Origin of the sequence: Streptomyces cyaneofuscatus (assembly GCF_000718135.1) — a bacterium.
In the GTDB taxonomy this organism is placed as follows: Bacteria; Actinomycetota; Actinomycetes; order Streptomycetales; family Streptomycetaceae; genus Streptomyces; species Streptomyces cyaneofuscatus.
Genome location: NZ_JOEM01000015.1, coordinates 124,421 through 137,094, shown reverse-complemented (window position 1 = coordinate 137,094; position 12,674 = coordinate 124,421). Strand labels below are relative to the sequence as shown.

The window sequence follows — 12,674 nt, the reverse complement described above, 5'->3', positions numbered from 1 at the left end:
TCATCGGTGGTTACGACCCGGAGCGCTCGGGTAACCCTCCGTCGCTGCAACTCGATCGAGTGGCGTGCGCCGTGGTGCGCGAGGTGGTGCGGCGCGGTGCGTGCGCCCCCCAGTGCTTCCGTACGCTCGTCATCGATCGTGGTGGCTCAAGTCAAGCGCGCCAGAAGGCAGTCGGGTTCATTCGAAGGGGTGGCGAATGGTGGCGTTTCCGCAATCCCCCTCGCGAGAGGGGTGATCGTAGGATTACCGTCGGTACACGAACCCTGGGAGCATGTGCAGCCACGGGTATGCCTCGGGCAACCCGGTTTCCTGTTCGATGGCGGCCAACTCCCGTACGAACGGCAGCAGGCACGGCATTCTGATAGTGGTTCGCACGATGAAGGATTCAGCGGGGATGACGGGGAGTGGGGGCGTTCCGGTGAGCGGCAGCGGCGCAGGCGATACGGAGGCCGGTAAGCGCCCCAACGCGCAGTTGGGGTCGTGGTTCGTACGCAGTGGCTGGTCCAAGGGCGAGCTGGCGCGCCAGGTGAACCGGCGGGCGCGGCAGATGGGCGCCCACCACATCAGCACCGACACCTCCCGGGTGCGGCGCTGGCTCGACGGCGAGCAGCCGCGCGAGCCGATCCCGCGCATCCTCTCCGAGCTGTTCTCCGAGCGCTTCGGCGCGGTGGTCGCCGTCGAGGAGCTCGGGCTGCGCACCGCGCACCAGTCACCCTCGGTGGCCGGCGTCGACCTGCCCTGGGCGGGCCCGCAGACCGTCGCCCTGCTCAGCGAGTTCTCCCGCAGCGACCTGATGCTCGCCCGGCGGGGCTTCCTCGGCAGCTCGCTCGCGCTGGCCGCCGGGCCCGCCCTGATCGAGCCGATGCAGCGCTGGCTGGTGCCCGTCCCCGCCAGGGGCCCCGGCGAACCGGAGTCGGAGGCCGCCGCCCGCAGGCCTTCCCGGCTCTCCGGACCCGAGCTGGACCTGCTGGAGTCCACCACCGCGATGTTCCGGCAGTGGGACGCGCAGTGCGGCGGCGGGCTGCGCCGCAAGGCCGTCGTCGGGCAACTCCACGAGGTCACCGACCTGTTGCAGGAGCCGCAGCCGGGGGCCACCGCCAAACGCCTCTTCCGCTGCGCCGCCGAACTGGCCGAGCTGGCGGGCTGGATGAGCTACGACGTGGGCCTCCAGCCCACCGCCCAGAAGTACTTCGTGCTCGCCCTGCACGCCGCCAAGGAGGCCGGGGACAAGCCGCTCGGCAGCTATGTGCTCTCCAGCATGAGCCGCCAGATGATCCACCTGGGCCGCCCCGACGACGCTTTGGAGCTCATCCACCTCGCCCAGTACGGCAGCCGCGACTGCGCCACTCCTCGTACGCAGGCCATGCTGTATGCGATGGAGGCCCGCGCGTACGCCAACATGGGCCAGCCCAGCAAGTGCAAGCGCGCGGTCCGGATGGCCGAGGACACCTTCCTCGACGCCGGACTCGACGGCGAGCCCGAGCCCGACTGGATCCGCTTCTTCTCCGAGGCCGAGCTCAACGGGGAGAACGCCCACTCCTACCGTGACCTGGCCTATGTCGCCGGCCGCAGCCCCACCTACGCCTCGCTCGCCGAGCCCGTCATGGAGAAGGCCGTCGAGCTGTTCGGCGAGGACGACGAGCACCAGCGCTCCTACGCGCTCAACCTGATCGGCATGGCCACCGTCCACCTGCTCCAGCGCGAGCCCGAGCAGTCCACCGTGCTCGCCGGACAGGCCCTGAAGATCGCCAAGAAAGTCCGCTCCGAGCGCGTCAACACCCGGCTGCGCAAGACCGTCGACACCGCTGCCAGGGACTTCGGCGATGTCGCCGACGTCGCCCGGCTCACCGACCTGCTCAGCGAACAGCTGCCGGAGTCCGCCGAAGCGGTCTGACCCGGCACCACCGGCCCCGGCCGCGGCACCCCTCCGTACAGCCCGACTCGGCTCCCCCATCGCCTGGTCATCCGGAGAGGAGCCGTGGCCGGTTCGCGTCGTTCCGCCCTCAGGAGTACCCCGGCGGCGTTTCAACCGGACCGTATGCGGCGTGGGCTGCATGGTAGGCAGCGCACCGGACCCGCCACCCGGGATTCATTCCGACGTAACACGCACCACCTCTTCGTCACGCTCGCGAAACATCGTGCGGCATCCCCGGAAACGGCGCTCCGCCAATCTCATGGCGCACAGGCGGTCTCCGGCCATGATCCGCCGGACACCCCCTGACCGGCCCGCACCTTTGCCCAGTGGTCCCGCAGCTTTCCCCCGCACGCCGCGGCCGCTCCGACGACGAGGAGACGCCGATGCCCCCAGGCATCACGACGCTTGCCGCAGACGCCCCTGAGCTGTCTGCCGCCAACACCGGGTTCATGCTCATCTGCTCGGCCCTGGTGATGCTCATGACCCCCGGCCTGGCCTTCTTCTACGGAGGCATGGTCCGCGTCAAGAGCACCCTCAACATGCTGATGATGAGCTTCATCAGCCTCGGGATCGTCACGATCCTGTGGGTGCTCTACGGATTCAGCCTCGCCTTCGGCTCCGACGTCGGCTCGGTCATCGGCTGGAGTTCCGACTACGTCGGCTTCAGCAACATCGGCGTCACCGAACTCTGGGACGGCTACACCATCCCGGTGTACGTCTTCGCCGCCTTCCAGCTGATGTTCGCCATCCTCACCCCGGCCCTGATCAGCGGTGCGCTCGCCGACCGCGTGAAGTTCACCGCGTGGGCGCTGTTCATCGTCCTGTGGGTCACCATCGTCTACTTCCCCGTCGCCCACTGGGTCTGGGGCGCGGGCGGCTGGCTCTTCGAGCTGGGCGTCATCGACTTCGCCGGCGGTACGGCGGTCCACATCAACGCGGGTGCCGCGGCCCTCGGCGTGATCCTCGTCATCGGCAAGCGCATCGGCTTCAAGAAGGACCCGATGCGGCCGCACAGCCTGCCGCTGGTCATGCTCGGCGCGGCCCTCCTGTGGTTCGGCTGGTTCGGCTTCAACGCCGGATCCTGGCTCGGCAACGACGACGGCGTCGGCGCGGTCATGTTCCTCAACACCCAGGTCGCCACCGCCGCCGCCGTCCTCGGCTGGCTCGTCTACGAGAAGCTGCGCCACGGCTCCTTCACCACCCTCGGCGCCGCCTCCGGCGCGGTCTCCGGCCTGGTCGCCATCACCCCCGCGGGTGGTTCCGTCTCCCCGCTCGGCGCCATCGCGGTCGGTGCCATCGCCGGTGTCCTGTGCGCCATGGCCGTCGGCCTGAAGTACAAGTTCGGCTACGACGACTCCCTGGACGTCGTCGGCGTCCACCTCGTCGGCGGCATCATCGGCTCGATCCTGGTCGGCTTCTTCGCCACCGGCGGCGTCCAGTCCGACGCCAAGGGCCTCTTCTACGGCGGCGGTGTCGATCAGCTCGGCAAGCAGGTCGTCGGCGTCGTCGCGGTCCTCGCGTACTCTCTGGTCGTCTCCGGCCTCATCGCCCTGGTGCTCCACAAGACCATCGGGATGCGGGTCTCCGAGGACGACGAGATCTCCGGCATCGACCAGGTCGAGCACGCCGAGACCGCATACGACTTCAGCGGCGCCGGCGGCGGCACGGTCTCCCGCACCACCGCCCCCGCGACGGACCCGACGGCAGCACCGAAGGCAAAGAAGGTGGACGCATGAAGCTCATCACCGCGGTCGTGAAGCCCCACCGGCTGGACGAGATCAAGGAGGCCCTCCAGGCCTTCGGAGTCCAGGGGCTCACCGTCACCGAGGCCAGCGGTTACGGGCGTCAGCGCGGCCACACCGAGGTCTACCGGGGCGCCGAGTACACCGTCGACCTGGTCCCCAAGATCCGCATCGAGGTCCTCGTCGAGGACGAGGACGCCGAACAGCTCATCGAGGTCGTCGTCAAGGCCGCCCGTACCGGCAAGATCGGTGACGGGAAGGTCTGGAGCGTCCCGGTCGACACCGCCGTCCGCGTGCGGACCGGCGAACGCGGCCCGGACGCCCTCTGACGGAGGCTCCCGCCGGGCGCCGGACCTCCCTCCGGCTCCCGGCCCGACGCCCCCGACGGACGGCCCGCACACCGGACGGGCGCCCTTGACCGAGGCCCCACCGAACGGAAGGCACCTGGGTGACGAGCACCGAAGCGATCACCGAAAGCGAAGACTCGGGACCCAGCGGCTACGCGGCGGCCCGGCTGCGCCTCCTCCAGCAGGAGGCGCGGTCCGGGCCGCCGCGCCGTGCGGCCCTCGCCCGCCTCACCGACGACTGGCTCACCGGCCTGTTCACGTCGGCGGCCGAGCACGCCGGGGTCCGCGGCGCCGCCCTCGTCGCCGTCGGCGGCTACGGCCGCGGCGAACTCTCCCCGCGCAGCGACCTCGACCTGCTCCTCCTGCACGACGGCACCGCCGACGCGGCGGCCCTCTCCGCCCTCGCGGACGGCATCTGGTACCCGGTCTGGGACCTGGGCCTGGCCCTCGACCACTCCGTACGCACCCCCGGCGAGGCCCGGAGGACGGCCGGCGAGGACCTCAAGGTCCAGCTCGGCCTGCTGGACGCCCGCCCCGTCGCCGGCGACCTCGGCCTGGTCGCCTCCCTGCGCACCGCGATCCTCGCCGACTGGCGCAACCAGGCGCCCAAACGCCTCCCCGCCCTCCATGAGCTCTGCCAGGAGCGGGCGGAGCGGATGGGCGAGCTCCAGTTCCTCCTCGAACCCGACCTCAAGGAGGCCCGGGGCGGCCTCCGCGACGCCACCGCCCTGCGCGCGGTCGCCGCCTCCTGGGTCGCCGACGCCCCCCGCGAAGGGCTCACCGAGGCCCGCCGCGTCCTCCTGGACGCCCGCGACGCCCTCCACCTCACCACCGGCCGCGCCACCGACCGCCTCGCCCTCCAGGAACAGGACCAGGTCGCCGAAGCGCTCGGCCTCATGGACGCGGACGCGCTGCTGCGCCAGGTGTACGAGGCCGCGCGCACGGTCTCGTACGCCACCGACGTCACCTGGCGCGAGGTCAACCGGGTGCTGCGCGCCCGCTCGGTCCGCCCGAAGCTGCGCGCCATGCTCAGCGGAGGCCTCGGCTCCAAGGCCGTCCCCGAGCGCGCCCCGCTCGCCGACGGCGTGGTGGAGGCCGACGGCGAAGTGGTCCTCGCCCGCGCCGCCCGCCCCGACCGCGACCCCGTCCTCACCCTGCGCGCCGCCGCGGCCGCCGCCGAGGCCGGACTGCCGCTCTCCCGCCACCTCGTACGCCACCTCGCCACCACCGTCCGGCCGCTGCCCGTCCCGTGGCCGCCCGAGGCCCGCGAGGAGCTGGTCACCCTGCTCGGCGCGGGGGAGCCCACCGTCGGCGTCTGGGAGGCGCTCGAAGCGGAAGGGATCATCACCCGGCTGCTGCCCGACTGGGAACGTGTCCACTGCCGACCCCAGCGCAACCCCGTCCACACCTGGACCGTCGACCGGCACCTGGTGGAGACCGCCGTCCGCGCCTCCTCCCTCACCCGCCGCGTCCACCGCCCCGACCTCCTCCTGGTCGCCGCCCTCCTCCACGACATCGGCAAGGGCTGGCCCGGCGACCACTCGGTGGCCGGCGAGGTCATCGCCCGCGACATGGCCACCCGGATCGGCTTCGACAAGCACGACGTGGGTGTCATCGCCACCCTCGTACGCCACCACCTGCTGCTCGTCGACACCGCCACCCGGCGCGACCTGGACGACCCCGCCACCGTGCGGTCGGTCGCCGAAGCCGTCTCCACCGCCTCCACCCTGGAGCTGCTGCACGCCCTCACCGAGGCCGACGCCCTCGCCACCGGGCCCGCCGCCTGGTCCACCTGGCGGGCCTCCCTCGTCACCGACCTGGTCAAGCGCGTCGCCGCCGTCCTCGCGGGGGAGGCCCCCGAGGAGCCGGAGGAGGCCGCGCCCAGCGCCGAGCACGAACGCCTCGCCATCGAGGCCCTGCGCACCGGCGAACCCGCCCTCACCCTGCACACCCAGCCCGAGGAGCCCGCCGGGGAGGGCGAGGTGGAGCCGGTCGGCGTCGAACTGCTCATCGCCCTGCCCGACCGCCCCGGCGTCCTGCCCGCCGCCGCCGGGGTCCTCGCCCTGCACCGCCTCACCGTGCGCGCCGCCGACCTGCGCGCGGTGGAGCTGCCCAACGAGGTGGGCGAGAGCGCGGACCTGCTGCTGCTCAGCTGGCGGGTCGCGGCCGAGTACGGGTCCCTCCCGCAGGCCGCCCGGCTCCGCGCCGACCTCGTACGCGCCCTGGACGGCTCCCTGGACATCCGGGCCCGGCTCGCGGAGCGGGAGGCCGCCTACCCGCGCCGCAGGGGCGTGAAGGCCCCGCCGCCCCGCGTCACCGTGGCGGCGGCCGGCTCCCGCCGGGCCACCGTCATCGAGGTCCGGTCCCAGGACGCCCCCGGGCTGCTGCACCGGATCGGCAACGCCCTGGAGGGATGCGCGGTACGGGTGCGCAGCGCCCATGTCTCCACCCTCGGCGCCAACGCGGTGGACGCCTTCTACGTCACCGGGACCGACGGCGAACCGCTGCCGCAGATCCGGGCCGCCGAGGTCGCCCGGGAGGTCGAGAAGGCCCTCGGCTGACACGTACGACGCTTTTGTACCGCCCTCGCCCGGCACCGGATCCGGGCGAGGGCTTGGTGTTCTCCGGGGGCCGGATACCCTGGAGGGCGATTGACCTGCCCCGCCCCCGACCCTGAGGACCGACGAGCGCCGTGTTCGATACTCTCTCCGACCGCCTTAGCGCGACTTTCAAGAACCTCAGGGGCAAGGGCCGCTTGTCCGAGGCGGACATCGACGCCACGGCACGCGAGATCCGTATCGCCCTGCTGGAAGCCGACGTCGCCCTGCCCGTGGTCCGGGCCTTCATCGCCAACGTGAAGGAGCGGGCGCGCGGCGCCGAGGTCTCCCAGGCGCTGAACCCCGCCCAGCAGGTCGTCAAGATCGTCAACGAGGAGCTCGTCTCCATCCTCGGCGGCGAGACCCGGCGGCTGCGGTTCGCCAAGACCGCCCCCACCGTGATCATGCTCGCCGGTCTCCAGGGTGCCGGTAAGACGACGCTGGCCGGAAAGCTCGGCCTCTGGCTCAAGGGCCAGGGCCACTCCCCGCTGCTCGTCGCCTGCGACCTCCAGCGCCCCAACGCCGTCAACCAGCTGAGCGTCGTCGCCGAGCGCGCCGGCGTCGCCGTCTACGCCCCCGAGCCGGGCAACGGCGTCGGCGACCCGGTCCAGGTCGCCAAGGACTCCATCGAGTTCGCCAAGGCCAAGGTCCACGACATCGTCATCGTCGACACCGCAGGACGCCTCGGTATCGACCAGGAGCTGATGCAGCAGGCCGCGGACATCCGCGACGCCGTCAGCCCCGACGAGATCCTCTTCGTCGTCGACGCGATGATCGGCCAGGACGCGGTCAACACCGCCGAGGCCTTCCGCGACGGCGTCGGCTTCGACGGTGTGGTCCTCTCCAAGCTCGACGGTGACGCCCGCGGTGGCGCCGCCCTGTCGATCGCCCATGTCACGGGCAAGCAGGTCATGTTCGCGTCGAACGGCGAGAAGCTGGAGGACTTCGACGCGTTCCACCCGGACCGGATGGCCTCCCGCATCCTCGACATGGGTGACCTCCTCACCCTGATCGAGCAGGCGGAGAAGACGTTCAGCCAGGAAGAGGCCGCCAAAATGGCCTCGAAGCTCCAGTCGAGCAAGGGTGGGAAGGACTTCACCCTCGACGACTTCCTGGCCCAGATGGAGCAGGTCCGCAAGATGGGCTCCATCTCCAAGCTGCTCGGGATGCTGCCCGGCATGGGGCAGATCAAGGACCAGATCAACAACATCGACGAGCGCGACATCGACCGCACCGCCGCGATCATCAAGTCGATGACGCCCAAGGAGCGCGCCGAGCCGACGATCATCAACGGCTCGCGCCGGGCCCGTATCGCCAAGGGTTCGGGCGTCGAGGTCTCCGCCGTCAAGAGCCTGGTGGAGCGCTTCTTCGAGGCCCGCAAGATGATGTCGAAGATGGCCCAGGGCGGCGGCATGCCCGGGATGCCGGGGATGCCCGGCATGGGCGGCGGCCCCGGCCGTCAGAAGAAGCAGGTCAAGCAGGCCAAGGGCAAGCGCAAGAGCGGCAACCCGATGAAGCGCAAGGCCGAGGAGGCCGCCGCCGCGGAGCGCCGCGAGCAGGCCGCCGCCCAGGGCGGCGCGTTCGGGCTCCCGGCGCAGGAGGACAAGAACTTCGAGCTGCCGGACGAGTTCAAGAAGTTCATGGGCTGACCGGCCCGCCGGACGTATGCGTAAGGGGCGCCCTTGAGAGAGGGCGCCCCTTACGCGCGTTTCGCGGCGGCTTCTTTCAGCTCACGTCGTGCAGACCAGGTAGCGGAAGACGTTCGGCATCCACACCGTGCCGTCCGGCCGCCTGTAGGGATGCAGCGCCTCCGCGACCTCCTTCTCCACCTGGGAGCGGTCGGTGGCCCGTACGGCGGCGTCGAAGAGCCCGGTCGACAGCAGCCCGCGCACAGCGCTGTCCGGGTCCGCGTACCCGAAGGGGCAGGAGACCCGCCCCGAACCGTCCGGCTTCAGCCCCGCCCGCGCGGCCACGTCCTCCAGATCGTCCCGGAGCGTCGGCCGCCACCCGCCGGGACGCGGCGGACGCGCGGACTCCGTCAGCCGGGCCGCGACCCGCAGCACCGGCGCCGTGGCACACCGCTCCGGCGGGCCCCAGCCGGTCAGCACCACGGTCGCGCCCCGGGCCGCCAGCGGCAGCGCCGACTCCAGCGCCGGCACCAGCCCCTCGGAGTCACCGGCCGCACAGCCGATCGGCTCGAACACGGTGATCAGGTCGTACGGTGCCCCGTCCGCGCCGGCGCCCGCCGGGAGCCCGCTCTCGTGCAGCCGGGCCCGGTGCGGGGGCGCGCCCTCCGCGCCCTCCGTGCCCTCGTCGGGCAGCAGCCGCTCACGCGCCAGCGCCAGGCGCTCGCGGTCGGAGTCCACGCCCGTCACCTGCGCCCCCCGGGCCGCTGCGACGAGCATGGCCAGCCCGGAGCCACAGCCGAGCGACAGCATCCGGGTGGCGGGTCCGACTTCGAGCCGGTCGTACACCGCCTCGTAGAGCGGTGCCAGCATGCGTTCCTGGATCTCGGCCCAGTCGCGGGCACGGGTACCGGCGTCCGCCGGCGCGGAGGGATCCGCGTCCCGGAGGTTCCGGACGAGCGTTGGTGTCATGGAAAGCGCCCCAATCCGCCAAGAGGTCGATCTTGCCCGAGTGGACGGCCCCCCGTATGCGTATGTCCGCACCCCCCGTATGCCAGAGAACTGCGCATCCGCCGTTCCGTCCAGGGGTTGTGGGGCACTGTTTACGTGCCCCGGTCGTGCGCCTCTCCGAATCAGTCTTACCCGACACCGGGCACCGGGCACGTCGAGCGGCGCCGCCGGGTACCCTCTCCGGCGGGCCCGTAAGTGGCACCAGGCGCCGGCGCACCGCACATCCCGTGCGCCGGGCGCACCGCACGCTGTGCACCACCTTGGTGCGAGCTGTGCGTCTTCTCCGCAGTTCGGCGCACCCGCCCGCCTCCGGACGCATCCAGGGCACATCACGAGCAACTGACTGGTACGTGCAAATTATTTGGGATGCCCCGGAATAGGAACACCACGGCACTCGGACTCGTTGTCACGACGTGAGCACGACACCACCTGTACTTGCCGCAGAGCTGGCACAGGCGTGGGCCGACATTCAGCGGTACCACCCCGAGCTGCCCGATCTAGCCGCGCCCGAGTCCCTGATCGGAGAGTCCTCGTCCGCCTGTGGCGCCGAGCTCTCCTTCGAGCGACTGCTCCACGAGGCAGTCCACGGCATCGCTGCCGCGAGAGGAGTCCGTGACACTTCCCGCGCCGGCCGCTACCACAACCGACGCTTCCTCGCGATCGCCGAGGAGCTGGGCCTCGACCATGCCGAGGAGCCCCACCCCAGCAGCGGATTCTCGCTGGTCACGCTGAATCCCGAGGCCAAGCGCCGGTACCGCCCGACCACTGAACGGCTGCAGCGCGCCCTCAAGGCGCACACGGTCGCCACCGCCGCCGACACCAAGCGCTCCTTCCGGGGCCCTGCCGCCCGGCACGGCTCCTCCGGAGGCGGTGTCCGGGTCAAGGCCGTCTGCGACTGCGGACGCAACGTCCGCGTCGTCCCCTCGGTCCTGGCCCAGGCCCCGATCGTCTGCGGTGGCTGCGGCAAGCCGTTCCAGATCCCGGAAGCGGCGGTCGCGGTGGGGTGAGGTGAAGTGGTGTGGCACAATGGCTAGCTGTACTCGACAGTCGCACAGGACCCCTCTCTCCTCCGGCTGACGCGTCCATCGGGCACTTACGAGTACCGCAACCCCACGTGGCATCTAGTTGTGCCCAACCACGTCAGAGACCAGGAGACACCACTTCCGTGGCAGTCAAGATCAAGCTGAAGCGTCTGGGCAAGATCCGTTCGCCTCACTACCGCATCGTCGTCGCCGACTCCCGTACCCGCCGTGACGGCCGGGCCATCGAGGAGATCGGCCTGTACCACCCGGTGCAGAACCCCTCGCGCATCGAGGTCAACGCAGAGCGCGCGCAGTACTGGCTGTCCGTCGGCGCCCAGCCGACCGAGCCGGTCCTCGCGATCCTGAAGCTCACCGGTGACTGGCAGGCCCACAAGGGCCTCCCGGCCCCCGCGCCGCTCCTGCAGCCGGAGCCCAAGGCTGACAAGCGCGCCCTGTTCGAGGCGCTGTCCTCGGACGGCGACGAGGCCAAGGGTGAGGCCATCACCCCCAAGGCCAAGAAGGCCGACAAGAAGGCGGACGAGGCGGCTGACGCTGCCGCGTCCACCGAGTCGACCGAGGCCTGAGCATGCTCGAGGAGGCTCTCGAGCACCTCGTGAAGGGCATCGTCGACAACCCCGACGACGTGCAGGTTGCCGAGCGCACCCTGCGCCGCGGGCGCGTGCTGGAGGTCCGGGTCCACCCCGACGACCTCGGCAAGGTGATCGGCCGTAACGGCCGTACCGCCCGCGCTCTGCGGACCGTCGTGGGCGCCATCGGCGGTCGTGGGATCCGTGTCGACCTCGTCGATGTGGACCAGGTCCGCTGACCGCAGTTGAACACCGGCCAGGGCCGGGGAGGGCCTTCGGGCCGTCCCCGGCCTTTGTCGTCGGCCACCCCGGGCGTTCCCGCGACCGGTCGGCCCACGGGTCCCCAGGTCCCCACCCCATCAATCGGAGAACAGCGTGCAGTTGGTAGTTGCGCGGATCGGCCGCGCCCATGGCATCAAGGGCGAGGTCACCGTCGAGGTACGAACGGACGAGCCGGAGCTGCGGCTCGGGCCCGGCGCCGTCCTGGCCACCGACCCGGCGGCCACCGGCCCGCTCACGATCGAGTCGGGACGGGTGCACAGCGGCAGGCTGCTGCTGCGCTTCGAGGGCGTGCGCGACCGCACGGGCGCCGAGGCCCTGCGCAACACCCTGCTGATCGCCGAGGTGGACCCGGAGGAGCTCCCGGAGGACGAGGACGAGTTCTACGACCACCAGCTCATCGACCTGGACGTCGTGCTCGCCGACGGCACGGAGATCGGCCGGATCACCGAGATCTCCCACCTGCCCTCGCAGGACCTCTTCATCGTGGAACGCCCCGACGGCAGCGAGGTGATGATCCCGTTCGTGGAGGAGATCGTCACCGAGATCGACCTGGAGGAGCAGCGCGCGGTCATCACCCCGCCGCCCGGCCTGATCGACGAGAGCGAGGCCGTGGTGGCCTCCTCCCGCGACGAGGAGACCGGTGAGGCGGCCTCCGGGGACGACGCGCAGGCCTCCGGGGATGCGGACGAGGCGCCGAAGGGCGACGCCTGATGCGGCTCGACGTCGTCACGATCTTCCCCGAGTACCTGGACCCGCTGAACGTCTCGCTGGTCGGCAAGGCCCGCGCCCGCGGGGTGCTCGACGTCCACGTCCACGACCTGCGGGAGTGGACGTACGACCGGCACAACACGGTCGACGACACCCCCTACGGTGGCGGCCCCGGCATGGTCATGAAGACCGAGCCCTGGGGCGACGCGCTGGACCAGGCCCTGGCCGACGGGTACGAGTCCGGCGCGCACTCCCCGGTCCTCGTGGTGCCCACACCCAGCGGCCGCCCCTTCACCCAGGAACTGGCCGTGGAGCTCTCCGCCAAGCCCTGGCTGGTCTTCACCCCGGCCCGGTACGAGGGCATCGACCGCCGGGTGATCGACGAGTACGCCACCCGCGTCCCGGTCGTCGAGGTCTCCATCGGCGACTACGTGCTGGCCGGCGGGGAGGCTGCCGTCCTGGTGATCACCGAGGCCGTGGCCCGGCTGCTGCCCGGCGTCCTCGGCAACGCCGAGTCCCACCGCGACGACTCCTTCGCTCCCGGCGCCATGGCGAACCTCCTGGAGGGCCCCGTCTACACCAAGCCGCCCGAGTGGCGCGGCCGGGGGATCCCGGACGTCCTGCTCAGCGGCCACCACGGGAAGATCGCGCGCTGGCGGCGGGACCAGGCGTTCGCCCGGACCGCCCTCAATAGGCCCGATCTGATCGAGCGGTGCGAGGCGAGCGCCTTCGACAAGAAGGACCGCGAGATCCTCTCCATCCTCGGCTTCGCGCCGGAGCCCGGCGGCCGATTTTGGCGCAGGCCCCCGGCCGTGGAAGAATAGGCCGCTGCTGTACG

At 71.5% G+C, this 12,674-nt stretch carries 11 protein-coding genes; 10 read left to right on the top strand and 1 reads right to left on the bottom strand.

All coding sequences use genetic code 11. The features are described from left to right. Positions 1-418: 418 nt before the first annotated feature. The 5 genes from nsdA (at position 419) to ffh (ending at position 8,250) form a co-directional block, all read left to right on the top strand. Positions 419-1,894 (top strand): transcriptional repressor NsdA, encoded by a 1,476-nt coding sequence (gene nsdA, locus IF17_RS0124275; protein ID WP_030569600.1) that lies wholly within the window; start codon positions 419-421, stop codon positions 1,892-1,894. 404 nt (positions 1,895-2,298) lie between these two features. Next, positions 2,299-3,651, top strand: a complete 1,353-nt coding sequence (locus IF17_RS0124270) for an ammonium transporter (RefSeq protein WP_030569595.1) — start codon at positions 2,299-2,301, stop codon at positions 3,649-3,651. Next, the gene (locus IF17_RS0124265; RefSeq protein WP_006127894.1) at positions 3,648-3,986 is read left to right on the top strand and encodes a P-II family nitrogen regulator; all 339 of its coding nucleotides are present in this window, start codon (positions 3,648-3,650) and stop codon (positions 3,984-3,986) included. The genes IF17_RS0124270 and IF17_RS0124265 overlap by 4 nt, the downstream gene beginning before the upstream one ends. 119 nt (positions 3,987-4,105) lie before the next feature. Next, positions 4,106-6,565: a [protein-PII] uridylyltransferase gene (locus tag IF17_RS0124260; RefSeq protein ID WP_030569591.1), complete on the top strand. Its 2,460-nt coding sequence runs from the start codon at positions 4,106-4,108 to the stop codon at positions 6,563-6,565. A gap of 131 nt (positions 6,566-6,696) precedes the next feature. Beyond that, positions 6,697-8,250: a signal recognition particle protein gene (gene ffh / locus IF17_RS0124255; RefSeq protein WP_030569587.1), complete on the top strand. Its 1,554-nt coding sequence runs from the start codon at positions 6,697-6,699 to the stop codon at positions 8,248-8,250. An 81-nt stretch (positions 8,251-8,331) separates the two neighbouring features. On the opposite strand, the gene IF17_RS0124250 is transcribed toward ffh, so the two are convergent. Further along, the gene (locus IF17_RS0124250; protein ID WP_030569584.1) at positions 8,332-9,198 is read right to left on the bottom strand and encodes a class I SAM-dependent methyltransferase; all 867 of its coding nucleotides are present in this window, start codon (positions 9,196-9,198) and stop codon (positions 8,332-8,334) included. A gap of 452 nt (positions 9,199-9,650) precedes the next feature. Here IF17_RS0124250 and IF17_RS0124245 point away from each other — a divergent pair, with 452 nt between their 5' ends. The 5 genes from IF17_RS0124245 to trmD all read left to right on the top strand — a co-directional run bounded on the left by IF17_RS0124245 (position 9,651) and on the right by trmD (position 12,660). Beyond that, a complete protein-coding gene (locus tag IF17_RS0124245) occupies positions 9,651-10,244 on the top strand; it encodes a hypothetical protein (RefSeq protein ID WP_018509633.1) in 594 nt (197 codons plus the stop codon). 158 nt (positions 10,245-10,402) lie between these two features. Continuing rightward, positions 10,403-10,843: a 30S ribosomal protein S16 gene (gene rpsP, locus IF17_RS0124240; protein WP_030569580.1), complete on the top strand. Its 441-nt coding sequence runs from the start codon at positions 10,403-10,405 to the stop codon at positions 10,841-10,843. A 2-nt stretch (positions 10,844-10,845) separates the two neighbouring features. Next, entirely contained in the window at positions 10,846-11,085 is a 240-nt protein-coding gene (locus IF17_RS0124235; RefSeq protein ID WP_003965959.1) for an RNA-binding protein, read from the top strand. Between the two features lie 136 nt (positions 11,086-11,221). Further along, the gene (rimM, locus tag IF17_RS0124230) at positions 11,222-11,839 is read left to right on the top strand and encodes a ribosome maturation factor RimM (RefSeq protein WP_030569577.1); all 618 of its coding nucleotides are present in this window, start codon (positions 11,222-11,224) and stop codon (positions 11,837-11,839) included. Continuing rightward, entirely contained in the window at positions 11,839-12,660 is an 822-nt protein-coding gene (gene trmD / locus IF17_RS0124225) for a tRNA (guanosine(37)-N1)-methyltransferase TrmD (protein ID WP_030569574.1), read from the top strand. Before rimM ends, trmD begins: the two co-directional genes overlap by 1 nt. Positions 12,661-12,674 lie beyond the last annotated feature (14 nt).